Source organism: Streptomyces sp. NPDC003248 (genome assembly GCF_055563235.1).
In genome coordinates, this window is record NZ_JBVHDT010000001.1 from 530255 (window position 1) to 553172 (window position 22918).

At 72.8% G+C, this 22918-nt stretch carries 17 protein-coding genes; 14 read left to right on the plus strand and 3 right to left on the minus strand.

Translation table 11 applies throughout. From position 1 onward, the window contains the following. Nucleotides 1–58: 58 nt before the first annotated feature. The 9 genes from leuS (at nt 59) to ACZ3KJ_RS02315 (ending at nt 11874) form a co-directional block, all read left to right on the plus strand. Entirely contained in the window at nt 59–2932 is a 2874-nt protein-coding gene (leuS, locus tag ACZ3KJ_RS02275) for a leucine--tRNA ligase (protein ID WP_467523915.1), read from the plus strand. Nucleotides 2933–3093: 161 nt separating this feature from the next. Further along, a complete protein-coding gene (locus ACZ3KJ_RS02280; RefSeq protein WP_467523917.1) occupies nt 3094–3825 on the plus strand; it encodes a hypothetical protein in 732 nt (243 codons plus the stop codon). Between the two features lie 93 nt (nt 3826–3918). Further along, nucleotides 3919–4764: a DegV family protein gene (locus ACZ3KJ_RS02285; protein WP_467523918.1), complete on the plus strand. Its 846-nt coding sequence runs from the start codon at nt 3919–3921 to the stop codon at nt 4762–4764. Nucleotides 4765–4964: 200 nt separating this feature from the next. Next, nucleotides 4965–6107, plus strand: coding sequence for a ComEA family DNA-binding protein (locus ACZ3KJ_RS02290; RefSeq protein ID WP_467523919.1), 1143 nt, complete (start codon nt 4965–4967; stop codon nt 6105–6107). A 68-nt stretch (nt 6108–6175) separates the two neighbouring features. Beyond that, nucleotides 6176–8899: a ComEC/Rec2 family competence protein gene (locus ACZ3KJ_RS02295; RefSeq protein ID WP_467523920.1), complete on the plus strand. Its 2724-nt coding sequence runs from the start codon at nt 6176–6178 to the stop codon at nt 8897–8899. Between the two features lie 4 nt (nt 8900–8903). After that, nucleotides 8904–9794 (plus strand): arylamine N-acetyltransferase family protein, encoded by an 891-nt coding sequence (locus ACZ3KJ_RS02300; RefSeq protein ID WP_467523921.1) that lies wholly within the window; start codon nt 8904–8906, stop codon nt 9792–9794. Nucleotides 9795–9861: 67 nt separating this feature from the next. Next, nucleotides 9862–10107 carry a hypothetical protein gene (locus ACZ3KJ_RS02305; RefSeq protein WP_467523922.1) on the plus strand — a complete coding sequence of 82 codons (246 nt, stop codon included), beginning with the start codon at nt 9862–9864 and terminating at the stop codon, nt 10105–10107. Between the two features lie 128 nt (nt 10108–10235). Further along, a complete protein-coding gene (gene holA / locus ACZ3KJ_RS02310) occupies nt 10236–11225 on the plus strand; it encodes a DNA polymerase III subunit delta (RefSeq protein WP_467523923.1) in 990 nt (329 codons plus the stop codon). Nucleotides 11226–11475: 250 nt separating this feature from the next. Continuing rightward, entirely contained in the window at nt 11476–11874 is a 399-nt protein-coding gene (locus tag ACZ3KJ_RS02315; protein WP_467523924.1) for a nuclear transport factor 2 family protein, read from the plus strand. 272 nt (nt 11875–12146) lie between these two features. Here ACZ3KJ_RS02315 and rpsT read toward each other — a convergent pair whose 3' ends face one another. Beyond that, nucleotides 12147–12413: a 30S ribosomal protein S20 gene (rpsT, locus tag ACZ3KJ_RS02320; RefSeq protein ID WP_015660447.1), complete on the minus strand. Its 267-nt coding sequence runs from the start codon at nt 12411–12413 to the stop codon at nt 12147–12149. Nucleotides 12414–12633: 220 nt separating this feature from the next. Here rpsT and lepA point away from each other — a divergent pair, with 220 nt between their 5' ends. The 5 genes from lepA (at nt 12634) to ACZ3KJ_RS02345 (ending at nt 21281) form a co-directional block, all read left to right on the plus strand. Beyond that, on the plus strand, nt 12634–14502 hold the full coding sequence (gene lepA, locus ACZ3KJ_RS02325) for a translation elongation factor 4 (protein ID WP_467523925.1): 1869 nt from the start codon (nt 12634–12636) through the stop codon (nt 14500–14502). Nucleotides 14503–14808: 306 nt separating this feature from the next. Beyond that, nucleotides 14809–16692 (plus strand): AMP-dependent synthetase/ligase, encoded by a 1884-nt coding sequence (locus ACZ3KJ_RS02330; RefSeq protein WP_467523927.1) that lies wholly within the window; start codon nt 14809–14811, stop codon nt 16690–16692. Between the two features lie 409 nt (nt 16693–17101). Then, nucleotides 17102–19072 (plus strand): SpoIIE family protein phosphatase, encoded by a 1971-nt coding sequence (locus tag ACZ3KJ_RS02335; protein WP_467523928.1) that lies wholly within the window; start codon nt 17102–17104, stop codon nt 19070–19072. Nucleotides 19073–19369: 297 nt separating this feature from the next. Further along, on the plus strand, nt 19370–20602 hold the full coding sequence (gene hemW / locus ACZ3KJ_RS02340; RefSeq protein WP_467523930.1) for a radical SAM family heme chaperone HemW: 1233 nt from the start codon (nt 19370–19372) through the stop codon (nt 20600–20602). Nucleotides 20603–20702: 100 nt separating this feature from the next. Continuing rightward, nucleotides 20703–21281: a Uma2 family endonuclease gene (locus ACZ3KJ_RS02345; protein ID WP_467523932.1), complete on the plus strand. Its 579-nt coding sequence runs from the start codon at nt 20703–20705 to the stop codon at nt 21279–21281. Here ACZ3KJ_RS02345 and ACZ3KJ_RS02350 read toward each other — a convergent pair. Together ACZ3KJ_RS02350 and ACZ3KJ_RS02355 are read right to left on the minus strand one after the other, a co-directional pair. Further along, complete coding sequence (locus ACZ3KJ_RS02350; protein ID WP_467523934.1) at nt 21250–22071, minus strand: DUF3097 domain-containing protein; 822 nt, start codon at nt 22069–22071, stop codon at nt 21250–21252. The two genes, ACZ3KJ_RS02345 and ACZ3KJ_RS02350, sit on opposite strands and share 32 nt — an antisense overlap. Before the next feature lie 46 nt (nt 22072–22117). Continuing rightward, nucleotides 22118–22849, minus strand: coding sequence for an MBL fold metallo-hydrolase (locus ACZ3KJ_RS02355; protein ID WP_467523935.1), 732 nt, complete (start codon nt 22847–22849; stop codon nt 22118–22120). Nucleotides 22850–22918 lie beyond the last annotated feature (69 nt).

Sequence of the window (22918 nt, forward strand, 5' to 3'; positions counted from 1 at the left end):
TTTCGTTTCCTGAGTGTGACAGCCGCTGGCAGAGACGATCGATGGAGCTTTGAGGATCATGAGCGAGACGAACCCCGCTGCCGCCGCCGAGGCAGCCGCGCCGCACCGCTACACGGCCGCCGTGGCAGCCGAGATCGAGGCACGCTGGCAGGACGTCTGGGACGCCGAGGGCACCTACGCGGCCCCGAACCCGAAGGGTGACCTGGCGGGTGATCCCGAGCAGGTCGCGCGGCCCGAGAAGTTCATCATGGACATGTTCCCGTACCCCTCGGGCGCGGGCCTGCACGTCGGGCACCCCCTGGGCTACATCGCCACCGACGTCTTCGCGCGCTTCCAGCGCATGACCGGCCACAACGTGCTGCACACCCTGGGCTTCGACGCCTTCGGCCTGCCCGCCGAGCAGTACGCCGTGCAGACCGGCACGCACCCGCGCGTCTCCACCGAGGCCAACATCGAGAACATGAAGGCCCAGCTGCGCCGGCTGGGCCTGGGCCACGACAAGCGCCGGTCGTTCGCCACGATCGATCCGGACTACTACAAGTGGACCCAGTGGATCTTCCTGCAGATCTTCAACTCCTGGTACGACCAGGAGGCGGACAGGGCCCGCCCGATCTCCGAGCTGATCGCGCAGTTCGAGTCCGGTGAGCGCCCCGTACCGGGCCACACGCGCGCGTGGAGCGAGCTGAACGCCGCGGAGCGCGCCGACGTCCTGGGCGAGTTCCGCCTGGCGTACGCCTCCGACGCGCCCGTCAACTGGTGCCCCGGCCTGGGCACCGTGCTGGCCAACGAGGAGGTCACCGCCGACGGCCGCTCCGAGCGCGGCAACTACCCGGTCTTCAAGGCCAAGCTGCGCCAGTGGAACATGCGCATCACCGCCTACGCCGACCGGCTGCTGGACGACCTGGACGGGCTGGACTGGCCCGAGGCCATCAAGCTCCAGCAGCGCAACTGGATCGGCCGCTCCGAGGGCGCCCGCGTCGACTTCCCGATCGACGGCGAGCGCATCACGGTCTTCACCACCCGCCCGGACACCCTGTTCGGCGCCACCTACATGGTGCTGGCGCCCGAACACCCGCTGGTCGAGAAGTTCACCCCGGACACCTGGCCCGAGGGCACCCACGAGGTGTGGACCGGCGGCCACGCGACCCCCACCGAGGCCGTCGCCGCCTACCGCGCGCAGGCCGCAGCCAAGTCCGACGTCGAGCGGCAGGCCGAGGCCAAGGACAAGACCGGCGTCTTCATCGGCGCGTACGCCACCAACCCGGTCAACGGCGAGCGGGTCCCGGTCTTCATCGCCGACTACGTCCTGATGGGCTACGGCACCGGCGCGATCATGGCCGTTCCCGCCCACGACAGCCGTGACTTCGAGTTCGCCCGCGCCTTCGAACTGCCGATCCGCTGCGTCGTCGAGCCGTCCGACGGCCGTGGCACGGACACGTCGGCCTGGGAGGACGCCTTCGCGTCGTACGACGCGAAGATCGTGAACTCGTCGAACGCCGAGGTCTCCCTGGACGGCCTGGGCGTCGCGGAGGCCAAGGCGCGCATCACCGAGTGGCTGGACCGCGAGGGCATCGGCGAGGGAACCGTCAACTTCCGCCTGCGCGACTGGCTCTTCAGCCGCCAGCGCTACTGGGGCGAGCCCTTCCCGATCGTCTACGACGAGGACGGCGTCGCCCACGCGCTGCCCGAGTCGATGCTGCCGCTGGAGCTGCCCGAGGTCGAGGACTACTCGCCGCGCACCTTCGACCCGGACGACGCGGACACCCAGCCCGAGACGCCGCTGTCGCGCAACGAGGAGTGGGTCAACGTCACCCTGGACCTGGGCGACGGACCGAAGAAGTACCGGCGCGAGACCAACACCATGCCCAACTGGGCCGGTTCCTGCTGGTACGAACTGCGCTACCTGGACCCGCACAACAGCGAGAAGCTGGTCGACCCGGAGATCGAGCAGTACTGGATGGGCCCGCGCGAGGGCCGGCCGCACGGCGGTGTCGACCTGTACGTCGGCGGCGCCGAGCACGCCGTGCTGCACCTGCTGTACGCCCGCTTCTGGTCCAAGGTCCTGTACGACCTGGGGCACGTCTCCTCCGCCGAGCCGTTCCACAAGCTGTTCAACCAGGGCATGATCCAGGCCTACGTCTACCGTGACAGCCGCGGCATCGCGGTGCCGGCCGCCGAGGTGGAGGAGCGCGACGGCGCGTACTACTACCAGGGCGAGAAGGTCTCCCGGCTGCTGGGCAAGATGGGCAAGTCCCTGAAGAACGCCGTCACCCCCGACGAGATCTGCGCCGAGTACGGCGCCGACACGCTGCGCCTGTACGAGATGGCCATGGGCCCCCTGGACGTCTCCCGGCCCTGGGACACGCGCGCGGTGGTCGGCCAGTTCCGGCTGCTCCAGCGGCTGTGGCGCAACGTCGTCGACGAGAACACCGGCGAGGTCACCGTCGTCGACGGCGAGCCCGGCGAGGACACGCTGCGGGCGCTGCACAAGGCGATCGACGGGGTGCGCGGGGATCTGGAGGGCATGCGGTTCAACACCGCCATCGCCAAGATCACCGAGCTGAACAACCACCTGACCAAGGCCGGCGGCCCGGTCCCGCGGCCGGTCGCCGAGGCGCTGGTGCTGCTGGCCGCCCCGCTGGCCCCGCACGTCGCCGAGGAACTGTGGCACCGGCTGGGCCACACCGACTCGGTCGTCCACCGGGACTTCCCCGAGGCCGACCCGGCGTACGTCGTCGACGAGACCGTGACCTGCGTGGTGCAGATCAAGGGCAAGGTCAAGGCGCGCCTGGAGGTGTCGCCGGCCATCTCCGACGAGGAGCTGGAGAAGGTGGCACTGGCCGACGAGCACGTCGTCAACGCGCTGGGCGGCGCGGGCATCCGCAAGGTCATCGTGCGGGCGCCCAAGCTGGTGAACATCGTTCCGGCGTGAGGCGTCCCGTGTGAGGCCGGGGCAGTACGCCGGGGCAGCGGGTCGGGGTAGTCCCCTACGGGCAGGTTAGGGGTTCTTCAGGAACCCCGGGCCTGCCCGTTGCGTTTACCGTTGAAGAGCGGCGCGTGGTGCGCCCGAGGCGGTGGCCGAAGGAGGAGCTGGTGGAAGCAGTGATCGCAGTCGTCGCCCTGCTCTTCGTGCTCTTCCTGGCGCTCGGCGCCTACGCCACGGTCAAGGTCGTCGGCGCCGCCAAGCGCGGCGTGGACCGCACCCTCACCACCGCCCGACGCACGGTCGAGGACCACACCCTGCGGGCCAAGTCCTTCGCGCAGCCCGGCCCGGCCGGCGAGATCGCCCAGCTCCGGCTCACCCTGCGCACCTCGATGCGGGCCACCCAGGACGCGCTGCGCGCGGGCGTGGCGGAGGACGCGTCCCTCAAGGAGTCCCTCGGCCTCTTCCAGCGGCTCAGCGCGCACGGCGTGGAGCTGGACGGCGAACTCAAGCGGCTGGAGTCCGAGCCCGACCGCGCCGCTCTCGCCGAGCGGCTGCCGTCGCTGCGGGAGCGCACCGAGCGGGTCACGGCCTCGGCGGACTCGTTGCGCTGGGCGGCCCGGGACCGGGCCCGCCGTTTCGCGGACGACGACCTCGACACCCTCAGCGCCCAGATCGACGTCGAGGCCGGAGCCCTGCGCCACTGGACCACCCCGGAGCCCGCACCCACCTCGACGTGGCCCGAGGCACCGGCCGCCGGGAGCCCCGCCGGACAGCAGACCTGGCCCGGCACCGCCGACTCGCCCACGGCGGAGCAGCCGGCACGGCCCGCCATCACCCCGCCCGGACCGCGCCCCGCCTACCCCTGGCAGAAGAAGCCCCGGCCGGAGAGCACCACCTGACCCCGGTGCGTGACGCCGCCGCGGCCCGGCGCCGGCGAAGCCGTGCGGGGGCCGGGCTGCCGCGCGCACGCTACGGCAGGTAACCTCCAGCTCATGTCCCGCCATGTCGCGATCGTCACGGATTCAACGGCCTACCTGCCGCGGCGGACGATGGAGCGCCACGGCATCACCGCGGTGCCGCTGACCGTCGTCCTCGGCGACCAGGCGCTCGAGGAGGGCACCGAGATCTCGACCCGGTCCCTCGCCCAGGCACTGCAGAAGCGACGCTCCGTCACCACCTCGCGCCCCAGCCCCCAGCTCTTCGCGGAGACCTACCGCAAGGCCGCCGAGGCCGGCGCCACCGGCATCGTCTCCCTGCACCTGTCCGCCGAACTGTCGGGCACCTACGACGCGGCGGTCATGGCGGCACGCGAGGCACCGGTGCCGGTGCGCGTGGTGGACACCGGCATGATCGCGATGGCCCTGGGCTTCTGCGCGCTGGCCGCGGCCGAGACCGCCGAGACGGGCGGCACGGTCGACGAGGCGGTCACGGCCGCGGAGAAACGGGCCTCCGGGACCTCCGCCTACTTCTACGTCGACACCCTCGACTATCTGCGACGCGGTGGCCGCATCGGCGCCGCGCAGGCACTGCTGGGCTCGGCGCTGGCGGTGAAGCCGCTGCTCCAGCTCGACGGAGGGCGCATCGAGCCCCTGGAGAAGGTGCGGACCGCGTCGAAGGCGATCGCCCGCCTCGAGGAACTGGTCGCCGACCGGGCCGACGGCGCACGAGTCGACATCGCCGTGCACCACCTCGCCGCACCGGACCGGGCGTCGGCCCTGGCGGAACGGCTGCGCGCACGGGTGCCGGACCTCGGCGAGCTCCATGTGAGCGAGGTGGGCGCGGTGATCGGGGCACACACCGGGCCCGGACTGCTGGGGGCCGTGGTCTCGACGCGGTGAGCGCAGCCGTCCGGCAGTGGGTGCTGCGGTGAGCGCACTCCGTCCGATGGTGGGTGCTGCGGGGACGCTTCGGGGGCTCGGTGGCGGAAGACTGTCTGATCGTCACTCGTGCGGGTGGCCGAGTTGTCCACAACCGGTGCGTCCTCCACGGAAATCGAGCAAGATCACCGCGATGTGGCGCAGGGCCCCATCCTCGACGCATGGCACTTCGATCACGCTCACGTACGACGCACCCGACCAGCGGACCAGGCCGCGAACCCGGCTCCGACGGGCGCGTCCGGCTCCGACGGCCCCCCGCCCGCAGCCGGGTGAGGAACCGTCATGCCCCGGCGGAGGAACTGCGCCGGCGGGCGGAGCTGCTGTTCGGGCACCGGGACGAGGAACGGGACGAATCGGGGACCGGGCCGCCGCCCGAGGGGAGCGGCGCGGGCTTCGGTGAACACCTCCGTGCGGCCGAGCACCGGGAAGAGCCTTCCCGGACGGGCACGGCTCCGGCCGGCGAGGTGGATCGGTCGCGCGCCCGGGCGGGGGAGCTGCCTGCCCCGGTGGAGACCGGGGCGGGTGTGGAGACCGGGGAGGGTGAGGACGGCGCGAGGCCCGTCGGCGGTCCGGGGGACCGGTGGCGGCGGGCCGGGTTCGCGCTGCGGGAGCGGATGCCCGTGTGGGTCCAGGCGCGGTGCGGACTGGAACGCGGGGGTGTGCTCGCGCTCGCCGTGCTGGTGGTCGCCGTGGCGGCCTTCGCCGTGCAGCACTTCTGGACCGGCCGGCCCCAGCCCGTGCGGGCGCCGGAGGTGGTGCGGGCGGCGGCGCCCTACGGCGCGCAGGAGCGGAGCGGGCCGGCCGAGTCCGCCGCCTCGCCGGGAGCGCCGGACGGCGGGAGCACCGCCGCCCGGACCGCGCCCGAGATCGTGGTGGACGTCAGCGGGAAGGTGCGCAAGCCCGGGATCCATCGACTGCCCGCCGGTTCACGCGTCGTCGACGCGCTGACCGCGGCGGGTGGCGTCCGCCCGGGAACCGACACCGGCGGCCTCAACCGGGCCCGGTTCCTCGTGGACGGCGAGCAGGTGGTCGTCGGAGGCCCCGCGGCCGGCGCAGTCCCGGGGGCGGCGGGCGTGGGGGCGGCGAGCGGTGTGACGGGAGGAGCACCGGCGGGCCCGGTCTCCCTCAGCACGGCCACCGTCGAACAGCTCGACACGCTTCCGGGCGTCGGGCCCGTGCTGGCGCAGCACATCGTCGACCACCGGACGCGACACGGCGGTTTCCGCTCCGTGGACGAGCTGCGCGACGTGAACGGCATCGGCGAGCGACGCTTCGCCGATCTGCGGGACCTGGTGCGGCCGTGAACGCCCGGCCACCCGGGGGCGTGTCCCCCGGTGGAGAGGACGATGTGCGCCTCGGTGAGGAGGACGACATGCCTCCCGGTGAAGAGGACGGCGTCCCACCGGCCCACACGGATCACACGGGCGGTACGGGCGGCACGAACGGCGCAGTCCGCCCGGACGGTCCTCGCTCTCGCAAGGCCGTGCACGTCGCGTCCGGGAAACGGCTGGGGGCCGCTCACCCGCGCCAGGAAGGACCGGTGGATCTGCGGCTCGTGCCGCCCGCGCTAGCGGCCTGGGTGACCGCGGCGTCGACGCTGGACGCGTCACCGTGGACGGTGACCGGCGTAGCGCTCGCCTGCGCGCTCGCCGCCGGCGTCCTCCTCGCCCTGGGGCGGGGGCAGAAACGGAAGCAGGAACGGAAGCAGAATCGGAAGCAGCGGCAGGGACGGCGGGGGGACAGGGGCGGCCGGCCGTCGGAGGGCCGAGCCGGCCGACCCCGGGCGACCGTGGCCGCGGTGCTGCTCTGCGCGGCGGCGGCCGCCGCGTCGGCCGGGTTCCACGGGGCCGATCTGCACCGCGGCCCCGTGCCGGCGCTGGCGCGGGTGTACGCCGGTGTCACCGCCGAGGTGGAACTCACCTCCGATCCACGGCTCGCCCGGCCACGGGTGCGGGGAGACCGCATGAGCCCGGACTCCGTCCTCATCGACGCGGAGGTGCGCCGGGTCGGGGAGCGGGCCGGGGCGGCGGTGGCGACGCGGACACCGGTGCTGGTGGTCGTGGACGTCGGGGACGGCGCGGGAGACGGCCGGCGGGCGCCGGCACACCGTCCGCCCGGAGCGACGCGGGCGTCGTGGCTCGCACTGCTGCCGTCCACCCGGGTGCGGGTCGGCGGACGGCTGGCCCCGCCGACCGGCGGGGACCGGATCGCGGCCGTGCTGCGGGTACGGGACCGGGCCGGGCCGGTGGTCGTGCACGAGCCCACCACGGCACAGCGGTTCGCGGGACGGTTGCGGGCCGGCCTGCGAAAGGCCACCGACGGACTCCCGGCCGACGCGCGGGCGCTGCTGCCGGGACTGGTCGTCGGCGACACCTCACGGATCACCCCCGAACTGGACGAGGCGTTCAAGGAGACGGACCTGGCCCACACGCTCGCCGTGTCCGGCAGCAACCTCACGATCATGCTGGCCCTGCTCCTCGGACCGCCCGGCCTGGCCCAGCACGTCGAGCGCCGCGGCCTGGCGCCCCGGCTCGGCATCCCGCTCCGCACGACCGCGCTGCTCGGCGGAGCACTCACCCTCGGATTCGTCGTGGTGTGCCGGCCCGATCCGAGCGTGCTGCGGGCGGCGGCCTGCGGGGCCGTGGTGCTGCTCGCCCTCGCGACCGGCCGCCGCAGGTCCCTGATCCCGGCGCTGGCGACGGCGGTGCTGCTGCTGGTGCTGTACGACCCGTGGCTGGCCAGGAGTTACGGGTTCCTGCTGTCGGTGCTGGCCACCGGAGCGCTGCTGACGCTGGCGCCGCGCTGGAGTGCCGCGCTGCGGCGGCGCCGGGTTCCGCCACGGCTCGCGGAGGCGCTGGCGGCCGCGGGTGCCGCGCAGGTCGTGTGCGCGCCGGTCGTGGTGGTGCTGTCGGCGCGGGTGAGCCTGGTCGCGGTGCCGTGCAACCTCCTCGTGGAGTTCGCGGTGGCACCGGCCACCGTGCTGGGATTCGCGGCGCTGGCGGCGGCGCCGGTGGCCCCGCCGGCGGCCGAGGCACTGGCCTGGTGCGCGAGCTGGCCCGCCGAGTGGATCGCGGGCGTCGCACGGACCGGGGCGGCCATGCCCGGAGCGGGGATGGACTGGCCGGACGGCTGGAGCGGGGCGCTGCTGCTGGCCCTCGCCACGGCCGGTGCGGTGCCGCTCGGCCGGCGGATGCTGCGGCATCCGGGGTGGTGCGCGGCCTGCGGGGTGCTGCTCCTGCTCGTGGTGACGCAGCCGCCACCCCTGACCCGGGTGATCACCGGGTGGCCGCCTCCCGGCTGGCGGCTGGCCCTGTGCGACGTGGGCCAGGGTGACGCGACGGTCCTCGCGGCGGGCGCCGGGACCGGTGTGGTGGTGGACGCCGGGCCCGATCCGGCACGGGTCGACCGGTGTCTGCGCACGCTCGGCATCACCAGGATCCCCCTCGTCGTGCTCACCCACTTCCACGCCGACCACGTCGCGGGACTGCCGGGTGTGCTGCGGGGACGGTCGGTGGGCGCGATCGAGACGACGGGGTTCGAGGAACCGGTGGACCAGGCGGAGTCCGTACGGAGGGAGGCACGGGAACGGCGGATCCCGCTGGGGCGCGCGGCGGCGGGGGAGCGCCGGCGTCTCGGCGGCCTCGACTGGGAGGTGCTGTGGCCTCCCGCCGGCACCGGGCGGCGTCCGGGCGGAGAGACACCCCCAGGGCGTGCGGTGCCCGAGCCGGAGGGGCCGAACGACGCGAGCGTGACGCTGCTGGTGCGGTCGGGCGGGCTGAGGATGCTGCTGCTCGGGGACCTGGAACCCCCGGCGCAGCGGGCGCTGGCACGGTCCCCGGCGGCCGGGCTGCTCGGCGGGGTGGACGTGCTGAAGGTGGCCCACCACGGCTCGGCCTACCAGGACCCGGACCTGATACGGACGGTGGCGCCGCGGCTGGCGTTGATCTCGTGCGGTGAGGACAACCCCTACGGGCATCCCGCTCCCGGCACCGTGGCGGCGCTGCGGGCCACAGGGGCGACGGTGCTGCGGACCGACCTGGACGGGGCACTCGCGGTCGCCGGTACGGGCGCGGAGCTGCGGGTGGCGGGAGACTGAGGGCATGCACTCCGCCCAGGTCGACACCTCGACCCTCGACGCCCCCCTGCTGGACGCCTATCTGCGCCGCCTGGGGGTCGCCTATCCGGCATGGCCCACCGCCGACGTGCTGCGGGAGCTGCAACTGCGGCACCTGCAGACCGTCCCGTTCGAGAACCTCTCGATCCATCTCGGCGAGGAGATCGTGCTGGAGGAGAAGCGGCTGGTCGAGAAGGTGGTGGTGGCGGGGCGGGGCGGGTTCTGTTACGAGCTGAACGGGGCGTTCTCGGCGCTGCTGCGGGCGGTGGGCTTCGACGTGACGCTGCTCGCGGGACGGGTGTACGGGCAGGAGGGGCGGCTCGGTATCCCCTACGACCACCTCGCGCTGCTGGTACGGACGGTGGACGCCGGGGAGTGGCTGGCCGACGTCGGATTCGGGGCGCACAGCCACTACCCGCTCCGGTGGGAGCACCGGGGCGAACAGCAGGACCCCGGAGGCATGTTCCGGATCGCGGAGGCCGGACCGGACGCGGCCGGGGTGAAGGGCGGCGCCGGACGGCTCGCCGGATCCGGGAACGGGGCCCCGGGCACCGACGTGGACGTCCACCGCAACGGCACGCGCGCCTACCGGCTGGAGGTGCGGCCCCGGCTCCTGGGCGACTTCCTCGCCGGCGCCTGGTGGCACCGGACCTCACCGGACTCGCACTTCACGAGATCGCTGGTGTGTTCGCGGGTCACACAGGACGGAGGAAGGACCACGCTCAGCGGGCGCCGGCTGAAGACGACGTCCGCCGACGGGAGCAGCGAGGAACGGGAGGTGGCGGGGGACGAGGAGGTACTGGCCGTGTACCGGGAGCGGTTCGGGATCTCCCTGGACCGGGTGCCGGTGGTGCGGCCGGCGGGGACGGCTGTCTAGCCGGTGCCGGTGCCGAGGGGCCGGGGCTGGGCGCCCGGTGGTGTGGGGCGTAGCCGAAAATGGCTGCGTGAGCGATGTGAGACATGTGCTGGTGCTGCCCGATCGTGACGCCGCCGAGGAGGCGGTCGAGGCACTCGCGGAGCGGTACGGGCTGCGGGAGGAGCCACAGGTCGTCCGGGACGCGCTGGCCGGGGAGGACGACGCGGAGGACGCGCAGTGGCTGGTCGTCCTGCGGGACGAGGAAGAGCGCCTCGACCCGCAGGAGTTGGACGCGTTCGCGGGGGAGTGGGAGGGGTGGCGGGAGGAGCCGTAGGAGGCTCCGGGGAGGGGCGGGGAGGGGAGGGCGGGCGGAGGGGGGAGGGGGAGGGGGAGCCCCCCTGGTAGGTCCGGGAGCCCCCTGGCAGGCCGGGGCTGTCGGTGCCGCGTGCCATGCTTGACCCGATGCCCAGGAAGACTGCGAATGACGACCCTCTTGCTCCCGTGACGCTGGCTGTGGGGCAGGAGGACCTTCTGCTCGACCGTGCCGTGCAGGAGGTGGTGGCCGCCGCGCGGGCGGCCGATGCCGACACGGACGTGCGTGATCTGGCCTCGGACCAGTTGCAGCCGGGCACGCTCGCCGAGTTGACCAGCCCTTCGCTGTTCGCGGAGCGCAAGGTCGTGGTCGTCCGCAATGCGCAGGACCTGTCCGCCGACACGGTCAAGGACGTGAAGGCGTATCTCGGGGCGCCCGCCGAGGAGATCACGCTCGTGCTGCTGCACGCGGGCGGGGCCAAGGGGAAGGGCCTGCTGGACGCCGCGCGCAAGGCGGGCGCGCGCGAGGTGGCCTGTCCGAAGATGACCAAGCCGGCGGACCGGCTGGCGTTCGTGCGCCAGGAGTTCCGGGCGACCGGGCGGTCGGCCACGCCCGAGGCGTGCCAGACGCTCGTCGACGCGATCGGCAGCGATCTGAGGGAGCTGGCGTCCGCGGTTTCACAGTTGGTCGCGGACGTCGAGGGGACCATCGACGAAGCGGTCGTCGGGCGGTACTACACCGGGCGGGCCGAGGCGTCGAGCTTCACCGTCGCCGACCGGGCCGTGGAGGGGCGGGCCGCCGAGGCGCTGGAGGCGCTGCGCTGGTCGCTGGCCACCGGCGTCGCGCCCGTGATGATCACCAGTGCGCTCGCGCAGGGCGTGCGGGCGATCGGCAAGCTGTCCTCCGCGCGCGGCGGCCGGCCGGCGGACCTCGCGCGGGAGCTGGGCATGCCGCCGTGGAAGATCGACCGGGTGCGCCAGCAGATGCGGGGCTGGACACCGGACGGGGTCGCGGTCGCGCTGCGGGCCGTGGCCGAGGCCGACGCGGGCGTCAAGGGCGGCGGGGACGATCCCGAGTACGCCTTGGAGAAGGCCGTGGTGACGATCGCACGGGCGGCTCGCTCCCGAGGCCGCGCCTAGAACCCGCGCCTGGAAGGCCCGAGCCTGGAACGCCCGCGCCTGGAACGCCCGCATCCGGAAGGCCCGCGCCTGGAAAGCCCGAGCCTGGAACACCCGCATCCGGAAGGCCCGCGCCTGGAACGCCCGCGTCCTGAAGACCCGCGCCTGGAACGCCCGCGCCGCACCGGTCTCCAGTGGCCCTTCGCTCCCGGCGGAGGAGAATCGTGCGTGTCAGCCGTTCATCGCCGGAGTGGGAAAGGTGGCGGTCGTCATGGCTGAACACCCGCACGCGCTGCTCGTCCGCAAGGGCTACGACGCTTTCATGCGGGGAGACATGGACAGCCTTCGCGCCATGATGACCGGAGACTGCACGCACCATGTGCCCGGTTCCCATCCGCTGTCGGGTGATCACAAGGGGATCGACTCGATCATCGACGGGTACTACCGCCGGCTCTTCTCGGACACGGACGGGTCGTTCCGGGTCGCCCTGCTCAATGTGTTCGTCGACGGCCGTGGGCACGCCGTCTCCGTCCACCGGGTCACGGCGGACCGGGGCGCCAGGCACATCGACGAGAACGGAGGGATCGTCTTCCGGATCGTCGGGGAAAAGATCACCGATCTCGACGAGTGCGTCGAGGACATGGACAAGAGCGACGCGTTCTGGTCGTGACCGCGTCGCACCGCCGTCCCACCTCTCCGGCGCGCCCCTCTGCCCGTCCCGTCCCCGGGGGACATGCCGAAGGCCCCGGCTCCCGCCCTGGGGAAGGGCGGGGGAGCCGGGGCCTTCGGTTCACGCTGCTGGATCCGCGCCCGCGTGGCGAACGCAGGCCGCGCGCGGATCCGTGGGTTCCGGTCGGGAGCGGATGAGAGAGGGCCCGCTCTGGGTCCTTCCGGCGGTTCGGCCCCTGGTGACCCGGGGACCGGTCAGATCAAGAAGGAGGTTCAGCCCTTGAGGGACGCGACCTTGGAAGCAAGCGCCGACTTCTTGTTGGCGGCCTGGTTCTTGTGGATGACGCCCTTGGAGACGGCCTTGTCGAGCTGACGCGCGGCGGCGCGCTGGTACTCGGTGGCCTTCTCGACGTCACCCGCGGCAGCGGCCTCACGGGCCTTGCGGATCGCGGTCTTCAGGGAGGACTTGACGGCCTTGTTGCGCAGCCGGGCCTTCTCGTTGGTCTTGATCCGCTTGATCTGGGACTTGATGTTCGCCACGAATGAGCCTTTACAGGTTCAGGCACGGGGCCGCGGGGGTCCCGTACCAGGTGATTTCTTGGACGTGCCTCGTGCTGAGAGGGCATGAGACACAGCCACCCAGGCTACCAGTGGCCCGGAGAACGGCCCAAACCGGCTTCCGGTCGCCGCGCGTGGGACCATGGAGCCTACGTATAGATCCGACCCGAGGCATAAGGCGCCTCAAGAGACAGGACCCTGCGTGCCCGCGACCCCTAACAATGTGCCCGAGCCGAGCCGTACCGACCCGGCGCTGATCCGCAATTTCTGCATCATCGCGCACATCGACCACGGCAAGTCCACGCTCGCCGACCGGATGCTCCAGCTGACCGGTGTGGTCGAGCAGCGGCAGATGCGTGCCCAGTACCTCGACCGCATGGACATCGAGCGCGAGCGCGGTATCACGATCAAGTCCCAGGCCGTGCGCCTGCCCTGGGCGCCCACCCAGGACAAGGGCAACACGCACATCCTCAACATGATCGACACCCCGGGGCACGTCGACTTCACCTACGAGGTCTCGCGGTCGCTCGCCGCCTGTGAGGGAACCATCCTCCTGGTGGACGCCGCCCAGGGCATCGAGGCCCAGACCCTCGCCAACCTGTACCTGGCGATGGAGAACGACCTCACGATCATCCCGGTGCTCAACAAGATCGACCTGCCGGCCGCGCAGCCCGAGAAGTTCGCCGAGGAGCTCGCCAACCTCGTCGGGTGCGACCCCGACGACGTGCTGAAGGTCTCGGCGAAGACCGGTCTCGGGGTCGAGGCCCTGCTCGACAAGGTGGTCGCCGAGATCCCGCCCCCGGTCGGGGTGAAGGACGCCCCCGCGCGCGCGATGATCTTCGACTCCGTGTACGACTCGTACCGGGGCGTGGTGACGTACGTCCGTGTCATCGACGGTCAGCTCAACAAGCGCGAGCGCATCCGGATGATGTCGACGGGCGCCACGCACGAACTGCTGGAGATCGGCACGAACTCGCCGGAGATGCTCGGCGCCGACGGTCTGGGCGTCGGCGAGGTGGGCTACCTGATCACCGGCGTGAAGGACGTCCGCCAGTCGAAGGTCGGTGACACCGTCACCAGCCAGGTCAAGGGCGCCACCGAGGCCCTGGGCGGCTACAAGGACCCGAAGCCGATGGTCTTCTCCGGTCTGTATCCGCTGGACGGCTCCGACTACCCCGAGCTGCGCGAGGCCCTCGACAAGCTCCAGCTCAACGACGCCGCCCTCGTCTACGAGCCGGAGACCTCCGCGGCCCTCGGCTTCGGCTTCCGCGTCGGCTTCCTCGGCCTGCTCCACCTCGACGTGATCCGCGAGCGGCTGGAGCGCGAGTTCGGCCTCGACCTGATCGCCACCGCGCCGAACGTGGTCTACCGGGTGGTGATGGAGGACGGCGGCGAGCACACCGTCACCAACCCGAGCGAGTTCCCCGAGGGCAAGATCAACGAGGTGTACGAGCCGGTCGTACGCGCCACGATCCTCGCCCCGACCGAGTTCATCGGCTCGATCATGGAGCTGTGCCAGACCCGGCGCGGCACCCTCCTCGGCATGGACTACCTGTCCGAGGACCGGGTCGAGATCCGCTACACCCTGCCGCTCGCCGAGATCGTCTTCGACTTCTTCGACCAGCTGAAGTCCAAGACGCGCGGTTACGCCTCGCTCGACTACGAGCCCACCGGCGAGCAGACCTCCAGCCTGGTCAAGGTCGACATCCTGCTGCACGGCGACAAGGTCGACGCCTTCTCCGCGATCACGCACAAGGACCAGGCGTACGCGTACGGCGTACGGCTCGTCGCCAAGCTCAAGGAGCTGATCCCGCGGCAGGCGTTCGAGGTGCCCGTCCAGGCCGCCATCGGCTCCCGGGTCATCGCCCGCGAGACCATCCGCGCCATCCGCAAGGACGTCCTCGCCAAGTGCTACGGCGGTGACATCTCCCGTAAGCGGAAGCTGCTGGAGAAGCAGAAGGAGGGCAAGAAGCGGATGAAGATGGTGGGATCCGTGGAGGTTCCGCAGGAGGCCTTCATCGCGGTCCTGTCCAGTGACGACAGCGCGGGATCGGGCAAGGGCAAGAAGTAGCCCGTCCCTCCCGCCCGGTTCCGGGGCCCGTCGCGCGGTTGCGCGGCGGGCCCCGTTCCGTTGACTTGTACAAAGTGACAGTACGTGGCCCCTTACGTGCCGGGCGGCCGCCCCTTACCCTGAACCCTGCTCGCTAGTTACTCGCGAGTTAAACAACAGAGCCGGACAGCAGAGTCGGACCACAGAGCAAGACGACCGAGCAAGACGACCGAGCCAGACAACAGAGTCAGACGACCGAGCCAGACAACAGAGTCAGACGACCGTCGCACTGAGCCAGCCGCACCGTCGCGGGCCCCGGAGGATGTCGTGAGCGACACACAGACACTGATCGAGAACCGTCCGCCGTCCGTCGCGGGCCTCTTCCTGGAGCGCGTGGCGGCCACGCCGGACGCGGAGGCGTACCGCTACCCCGTACCGGGCCCGGCCGGCCAGGGGCCGGACGACTGGAAGTCGCTGAGCTGGGCGCAGTCGGCCGAGCGGGTGTACGCCATCGCGGCCGGTCTGATCGAGCTGGGCGTCCGGCCCGAGCAGCGGGTGGCGCTCGCCTCCTCCACCCGGATCGAGTGGATCCTCGCCGACCTCGGCATCATGTGCGCGGGGGCCGCCACCACCACCGTCTATCCGCAGACCAACGCCGAGGAATCGGCGTACATCCTCTCCGACTCCGAGAGCCGGGTGCTGATCGCCGAGGACGCGGCCCAGCTCGCGAAGGCGGTGGAGAAGCGCGCCGAGCTGCCGGACCTGGCCCACGTCGTCGTCGTCGACCCGGCGGGTCTGGAGAACGTGGAGACCGCCGACTGGATCCTCACCCTCGACGAGCTGGAGAAGCGCGGCGCGGCTCGTCTGGAGCAGGATCCGGGGCTGATCGAGGAGCGGGTCGGCGCGATCACCCGGGACCAGCTCGCCACCCTCATCTACACCTCCGGCACCACCGGCCGCCCCAAGGGCGTGCGCCTGCCGCACGACAACTGGTCGTACATGGCGAAGGCGATCGCCGCGACCGGGCTGGTCACCGCGGACGACGTGCAGTACCTGTGGCTGCCGCTGGCGCACGTCTTCGGCAAGGTCCTCACCTCCGGCCAGATCGAGGCCGGTCACGTCACGGCCGTCGACGGCCGCGTCGACAAGATCATCGAGAATCTTCCGGTCGTGCGGCCCACGTACATGGCGGCCGTGCCGCGCATCTTCGAGAAGGTCTACAACGGCGTCGCCGCCAAGGCCCGCGCGGGCGGCGCCGCCAAGTACAGGATCTTCCAGTGGGCGGCGGAGGTCGCCCGCGAGTACGCCAAGGTGGCGCAGGACAACTTCCGGCGCACCGGGACGGCCTCCGTGCCGTTCGGGCTCGGCGCCAAGCACAAGGTGGCCGACGCGCTCGTGTACGCGAAGATCCGCGAGGCGTTCGGCGGGAACCTGCGGGCGTGCGTGTCCGGCAGCGCGGCGCTCGCGCCGGAGATCGGCTTCTTCTTCTCCGGCGCCGGCATCCACATCCTGGAGGGCTACGGCCTGACCGAGTCGTCGGCGGCCTCCTTCGTGAACCCCGGCGAGGCGTACCGCACCGGCACGGTCGGCAAGCCGCTGCCCGGCACGGAGGTGCGCATCGCCGACGACGGCGAGATCCTGCTGCGCGGCCCCGGCGTCATGGAGGGCTACCACGGGCTGCCCGAGAAGACCGCCGAGGTGCTGGAGGCGGACGGCTGGTTCCACACCGGTGACATCGGCGAGCTCTCGCCCGACGGCTACCTGCGCATCACCGACCGCAAGAAGGACCTCATCAAGACGTCCGGCGGCAAGTACATCGCGCCGGCCGAGGTCGAGGGGCAGTTCAAGGCGGTGTGCCCGTACGTCTCGAACATCCTCGTCCACGGCGCCGACCGGAACTTCTGCACGGCGCTGATCGCCCTCGACGAGCCGTCCATCCTGGCCTGGGCCGAGGAGAACGGGCTCGGCGGGAAGACGTACGCGCAGGTGGTGGCCGCGCCCGAGACGGTCGCCCTCGTCGACGGGTACGTCCAGCAGCTCAACGCGGGGCTCCAGAGGTGGCAGACCATCAAGAAGTTCCGGCTGCTGCCCCGCGACCTGGACGTGGAGCACGGTGAGATCACGCCGAGCCTGAAGCTGAAGCGGCCGGTCGTGGAGCGGGAGTACAAGCAGCTGATCGACGAGATGTACGCGGGGGCGCGCGAGGCGTAGCCGGCCACGGCGACGGACGGGAGAAGAGGGAAGAGGGCGGGCGGCCACCGGGGTGCGGTGGCCGCCCGCGCGGTGTCCCGCGTCGGGCCGCGGCATCCCGCGTCGGGCTGCGAGGTCCTGAGCAGGGCTCCGCGGTGTCCCGAGCAGGGCTGCGCAGGACTGCGCTGTCCCGCCCAGGGCCACGGTGTCCCGCGTCGGGCCGCTGTGCGGAAGTGGGCGCAGTGATCGGAGATCCGGTCGGGAACGGCCAGCCTTCGACCACTTACGAAGCACTGTTCTCCCTCATCACGGCCCACTTCGGTAACTCGTTGCTTAGGGGCGGGGTCGGTCTGTCACTCTGTCGGCATTGGTTCAGGCGTGAACTGTCTGCATACCGAGCACCGTCGTCCGACCGTCCGGGGAGCTGCCCATGGGGGCCATTCCGACGCAACGTGAGACCGCGTCCCGGCCCGGTGGTGCGCCCGCGCACGGGGGTGGACAACCGGCGAGGCACGCGACCCTGTCCGGCGGCTCGCTCGCGCCCGGCGCCGCCCGCGACCTCGTACGCGCCGCGCTGGCGGAGTGGACCGACCTCGGCCTCACGGGCCCCCTCGCCCAGGACCTGGGTGAGGGGGCCGTACTCGTCGTCAGCGAACTGGTCACCAACGCCGTCGTGCACGCCGGCACCGACGTCGACCTGGTCTGTCGGCTCGAGACGGAGCCCGAGAGCTGCGCGGTCGTCGTGGAGGTCACCGACCACCATCCCTCCCGCGCCCCCCGCGACGGCACCGCCGAGTCCGCCCCCGAGACTCCCGAGTACGGCCGGGGACTGCGCCTGGTCGCCGCGCTGGCCGACGCCTGGGGAGTGACGTACCGCAGGGGCACGAAGACCGTGTGGGCGCGGCTGCTGCCCGGAGTGGTGCTCGACGAAGGGGACCCCGCGCAGCCCCGCGCGACCGCCGCCACCGGCGCCCCCGCCGCCTCGCTCGCCTTCGCCGGGGCCCTCGCCCCCGATCCCCGGCCCTCCGCGCGCGACCACGACTGGCTGGGCCGGGGCGCCCTGTCCTTCCTCGCCGAGGCCTCCGACCTGCTCGCCGGGCAGCTCGACGAGGACATGGTCGCCTCGCTCACCGGGCAGCTGATCGTGCCGCGCCTCGCGGACTGGTGCGCGGTGTGGCTGGAGGACGAGGTCAGCGGGCGCTGGACGTCCGGTCACCCGGGCGGCGGAGGCGGCTGGGGCGGCGCCGGCGAGGGCGCCTCCGCCGGCGGCAACGGCGCTCCCGGTGGTGGCGCGGGCGGGCCCGGTCCGTGGCTGTCCGGTGTCTGGCACGTCAGCGAGAACCACGTCGAGGAACTCCGCCGGGCTATGGAGAAGGACCCGCCGCTCCCGTCCGACGGCCTGCGCTCCGGGCCCGCCGCCCACCCCTGGCCGGACACCGGGCTCGGCCCGCAGGGCGCCGCCCTCGCCTACCGGCTGGTCGCCGGCGGCCGCCCGCTCGGCACGCTCGTCATCGGGCGCGTCGGGCTGCTGCGCTTCCCCGACGAGGTCACCGGACTGGTCGAGGACCTCGGCCGCCGGGTGGCGCTCGCCATCGGCGCGGCCCGCCAGTACGCCCGGCAGGCCACCATCAGCGCCGTCCTCCAGCGCGGACTGCTGCCCGGCGCGGTCGCGCAGATCCCCGGGCTGCGCAGCGCCCTCGTCCACGAGCCGCGCGAGAAGGGCGGGCCGAGCGGCGACTTCTACGACCTGTTCCCGGCGGGCGACGGCCGCTGGTGCTTCGCCGTGGGCGACGTGCAGGGCAAGGGCCCCGAGGCGGCCGTCGTCATCGGCCTGGCCCGCCCCTGGCTGCGGCTGCTGGCCCGCGAGGGCTACGGCGTCGCCGACGTCCTCGACCGCCTCAACCAGCTCCTCCTCGACGACGCCACCGAGGCCGCCGACGCCGCCGCCCGCGCCTTCGTCGGCCCCGCGGGCCCCGCCGACGGCCCGCAGACCCGCTTCCTCTCCCTCCTCTACGGCGAATTGGCCCCCTTCGAGGGCGGCGTCCGCTGCACCCTCGCCTCCGCCGGCCATCCGCTGCCGCTGCTGCTCGGCCCCGACGGCGGCGTCACCACGGCCGCGCAGCCGCAGACCCTCCTCGGGGTGATCGAGGACGCCACCTACATCAGCGAGACCCTCGACCTGCGGCCCGGCGACAGCCTGCTGTGCGTCACCGACGGCGTCACGGAACGGCGCTCCGGCTCCCGCCAGTTCGACGACGGCGACGGCCTCGCCGCCGCGCTCTCCGGCTGCGCCGGCCTCGGCGCCGACCTGATCGCCGACCGCATCCGCCGCCTCGTCCACGACTTCGGCGACGAGCCGCCCGAGGACGACCTGGCCCTGCTGGTGCTCCAGGCGGAGTGACCCGGGCGGCCCGAACCGCCGGCGCGGCCCCCGGCCCCCGCCCCGGCCCGCCCAGTCCCCGGCCGACCCGCCCGGAGCGCTGCCCTGCCCCGGCCCCGCTCCGCCCGCCCCGGAGCAGCGCCGGTGGCCCTTCCGGCGCGCACCGGCCGACGGCGCGCACCGGCCGACGGCGCGCACCGGCCGACGGCGTCCGCAGCCGACGGCGTCGGCGGACGGTGTCAGCGGACGGGGACGCCCGCGGATGGGGGCGCCCGCGCCCGACGCGGCCCGCCCCGGCCGTACGGGACAATGGAAGACATGCCTTCCGCTCTCCCCGACGGCGAGCCCGTCCCCGTCGACGGCGCGCTGCCCGCGTCCGCGCTCGCCGGGGCCGCCGACCGCCCCCTCGGGTTCTACCTGCACGTCCCGTATTGCGCGACCCGCTGCGGGTACTGCGACTTCAACACCTACACTGCCACCGAGCTGCGCGGCACCGGCGGTGTCCTCGCCTCCCGCGACAACTACGCCGACACCCTGATCGACGAGATCCGCCTCGCCCGCAAGGTCCTCGGCGACGACCCGCGCGAGGTCCGTACGGTGTTCGTCGGCGGCGGTACGCCGACCCTGCTGGCCGCCGGCGACCTGGTGCGGATGCTGGGCGCGATCCGGGACGAGTTCGGGCTCGCGGCCGACGCGGAGGTCACGACGGAGGCGAACCCGGAGTCGGTCGGCCCGGCCTACCTGGACATCCTCCGCCGGGGCGGCTTCAACCGGATCTCCTTCGGCATGCAGAGCGCCAGGCAGCACGTGCTGAAGGTGCTGGACCGCACCCACACGCCCGGACGGCCCGAGGCCTGTGTCGCGGAGGCCCGCGGGGCCGGCTTCGAGCACGTCAACCTGGACCTGATCTACGGCACCCCGGGGGAGTCCGACGACGACTGGCGGGCCTCCCTGGAGGCGGCCCTCGGCGCCGGCCCGGACCACATTTCCGCGTACGCCCTGATAGTCGAGGAAGGCACGCAGCTCGCCCGCCGCATCCGCCGCGGCGAGGTCCCGATGACCGACGACGACGTGCACGCCGACCGCTACCTGATCGCAGAGGAGACCCTGTCGGCCGCGGGCTACGACTGGTACGAGGTGTCGAACTGGGCTACCTCGGAAGCGGGCCGCTGCCTGCACAACGAGCTGTACTGGCGGGGCGCCGACTGGTGGGGCGCGGGCCCCGGCGCGCACAGCCACGTCGGTGGTGTGCGCTGGTGGAACGTGAAGCATCCGGGCGCGTACGCGGCGGCGCTGGCGGACGGACGGTCGCCGGGCGCCGGGCGGGAGCTGCTGTCGGACGAGGACCGCAGGGTGGAGCGGATCCTGTTGGAGCTGCGGCTCCGGGAGGGCGTGCCGCTGCCGCTGCTGCGGGAGGCGGGCCTCGCGGCGGCACGCCGGGCGCTGGCGGACGGGCTGCTCCAGGAGGGCCCGTACGGGGAGGGGTTCGCGGTGCTGACCCTGCGCGGGCGACTGCTGGCGGACGCGGTGGTGCGGGACCTGGTGGACTGATCACCCCGGCGAGTGAATCCCTGCGGAACGGGGGTTCGCTCCCTAACCTGGTTCGTAGGCTGCCGCCAAAAGGACGCGGCGGATGTGGAGGGCCACGGAGATGACCGCTGTGGACGAGCGCGGGATGACCAGGTTCTTCGAGGAGTTCGAGCCTCCGGAGGGCGTCAAGGTCGAGCTTCTCCGGGGGGAAATCGTGATGATGGCCACTCCCGATCTGGTGCACAACCGGATCGTGGCCGATGTCCAGGACCAGATCCCGCGCAAGCACTGGGAACGGCTCCAGACGACGGATGTGGACATCCTCGACGAGGCCAGTGAGCCGGTGCCGGACCTGTTGGTGCTGGAGCGAGGTGTTGCCCCGGGCTCAGGGCGTCTGCTGCCGTCCCAGTTGATCACGTTGGTGGTCGAGGTGGTGTCCAAGACGAGCGTCGACCGGGACTACGGGGTCAAGCGGTCCATCTACGCGGCGGGCAGGATTCCTGCTTATTTGATCATCGACCCGATCGTCGCGCACTGCGTTCTGCTCAGCGAACCCGTCGGTGTGGGCGAGATCGCTGACTATCGAGCGCAGCGCATCACGAAGTTCGGTGACCCTCTTCCGCTGGAACCGCTCGGCCTCGAACTGGACACCAGCGAGTTCGGAACCCTTACCGGAGTCCGGCGTCACCACCTGCCGTGACGAAGTCGATCAGCTCCTCCACCCGCCCCAGCAGCTCCGGCTCCAGGTCCTTGTAGGACCCCACCCGCTTCAGGATCGCCTGCCACACCGCCCCGGTGTTCTCCGACGGCCACCCCAGCGCCCGGCACACCCCCGTCTTCCAGTCCTGCCCGTGCGGCACGCGCGGCCAGGCCGCGATCCCCAGCGACGACGGCTTCACCGCCTCCCAGACGTCGATGTACGGGTGGCCGACCACGAGCGCGTGCTCGCTCGTCACCGACCGCGCGATCCGCCACTCCTTCGTACCCGGCACCAGGTGGTCCACCAGTACGCCCAGCCGCGCGTCCGGCCCCGGCGCGAACTCCGCCACGATCGACGGCAGGTCGTCGACGCCCTCCAGGTACTCCACGACCACGCCCTCGATCCGCAGGTCGTCGCCCCACACCTTCTCGACCAGCTCGGCGTCGTGCCGGCCCTCGACGTAGATGCGGCCGGCGCGGGCCACCCGGGCGCCGGCGCCGGGCACGGCGACCGAGCCGGACGCGGTGCGGGTGGGGCGTACGGGCCCGGAGGCGGGCCGCACGAGGGTCACCACCCTGCCCTCCAGAAGGAAGCCCCGCGGCTCCAGCGGGAACACCCGGTGCTTGCCGAAGCGGTCCTCCAGGGTGACCGTGCCCGCCTCGCAGCGGATCACCGCGCCGCAGAAACCGGTGCCGGGCTCCTCCACCACCAGGCCGGGCTCCGCCGCGACCTCGGGGACCGGCTGCTGCTTCTTCCAGGGAGGGGTCAGATCGGCGGAGTACTGGCGCATTCGGATGACGATAGGAGAAGCCGCGGCCCGAAGTGCCCCCGACGGCTCACGACACGCCGAAACGCGCCGCCAGCTCGTCCCGCTGCCGCCGCACGAATGCCGCGTCCACCACCGCCCCGTGACCGGGCACGTACAGGGCGTCCGCCCCGCCGAGGTCCAGCAGCCGGTCCAGGGCGGCCGGCCAGTGGGACGGCACGGCGTCGGGGCCGGCCTGCGGATCGCCGGACTCCTCGACCAGGTCGCCGCAGAACACCACCTCCGGCGAGCCCGGCACCAGGACCGCCAGATCGTGGGCCGTGTGCCCGGGAGACAGGTTCGCCAGCAGCACCTGCCGGCCGCCGCCCAGGTCGAGCGTCCACTCCCCGGACACCAGGTGGCGGGGGCGCACGAGCGTGTCCACGGCCTCCGTCGCCGCCGTCTCGTCGAGCCCGTTGCGCACCGCGTCCGCCCGCAGCTCCTCGGCCCCGCGCCCCCGCCGGGTCAGCACCGTCTCCGCGCCCACCGCCGCGTACACCTCCGCGCCCGCGAACGCCGCCGCCCCGAAGACGTGGTCGAAGTGGGGATGGGTGAGCGCGAGATGGGTCACACGCCCGCCGGCCAGTTCCTCCGCCCGCATCCGCAGCCGAGCCCCCTCCGCGAGGCTCGACCCCGCGTCGACCACCAGGGCCGCGCCGGCCCCGACGACCAGCCCCGCCGTGCAGTCCCAGCCCGGCAGCCGGCACCGCCCGACCCCGGCCGCGACCCGCTCCCACCCCAGCTCTTCCCAAGTCACCGTCATACCGCGACGCTAGCGGTGACGGCCCGCCCGTGAGAGCCGCCACGGAACCGACCTTGCCGCGGGTGTACC

What these genes read in the sequence shown, in the direction of transcription:
- leuS (WP_467523915.1), top strand. Translation starts at nt 59, where the DNA reads ATGAGCGAGACGAACCCCGCTGCCGCCGCCGAGGCAGCCGCGCCGCAC.
- ACZ3KJ_RS02285 (WP_467523918.1), top strand. Translation starts at nt 3,919, where the DNA reads ATGTCCCGCCATGTCGCGATCGTCACGGATTCAACGGCCTACCTGCCG.
- ACZ3KJ_RS02290 (WP_467523919.1), top strand. Translation starts at nt 4,965, where the DNA reads ATGGCACTTCGATCACGCTCACGTACGACGCACCCGACCAGCGGACCA.
- ACZ3KJ_RS02295 (WP_467523920.1), top strand. Translation starts at nt 6,176, where the DNA reads ATGCCTCCCGGTGAAGAGGACGGCGTCCCACCGGCCCACACGGATCAC.
- ACZ3KJ_RS02300 (WP_467523921.1), top strand. Translation starts at nt 8,904, where the DNA reads ATGCACTCCGCCCAGGTCGACACCTCGACCCTCGACGCCCCCCTGCTG.
- holA (WP_467523923.1), top strand. Translation starts at nt 10,236, where the DNA reads ATGCCCAGGAAGACTGCGAATGACGACCCTCTTGCTCCCGTGACGCTG.
- ACZ3KJ_RS02315 (WP_467523924.1), top strand. Translation starts at nt 11,476, where the DNA reads ATGGCTGAACACCCGCACGCGCTGCTCGTCCGCAAGGGCTACGACGCT.
- ACZ3KJ_RS02335 (WP_467523928.1), top strand. Translation starts at nt 17,102, where the DNA reads ATGGGGGCCATTCCGACGCAACGTGAGACCGCGTCCCGGCCCGGTGGT.
- hemW (WP_467523930.1), top strand. Translation starts at nt 19,370, where the DNA reads ATGCCTTCCGCTCTCCCCGACGGCGAGCCCGTCCCCGTCGACGGCGCG.
- ACZ3KJ_RS02345 (WP_467523932.1), top strand. Translation starts at nt 20,703, where the DNA reads ATGACCGCTGTGGACGAGCGCGGGATGACCAGGTTCTTCGAGGAGTTC.
- ACZ3KJ_RS02350 (WP_467523934.1), bottom strand. Translation starts at nt 22,071, where the DNA reads ATGCGCCAGTACTCCGCCGATCTGACCCCTCCCTGGAAGAAGCAGCAG.
- ACZ3KJ_RS02355 (WP_467523935.1), bottom strand. Translation starts at nt 22,849, where the DNA reads ATGACGGTGACTTGGGAAGAGCTGGGGTGGGAGCGGGTCGCGGCCGGG.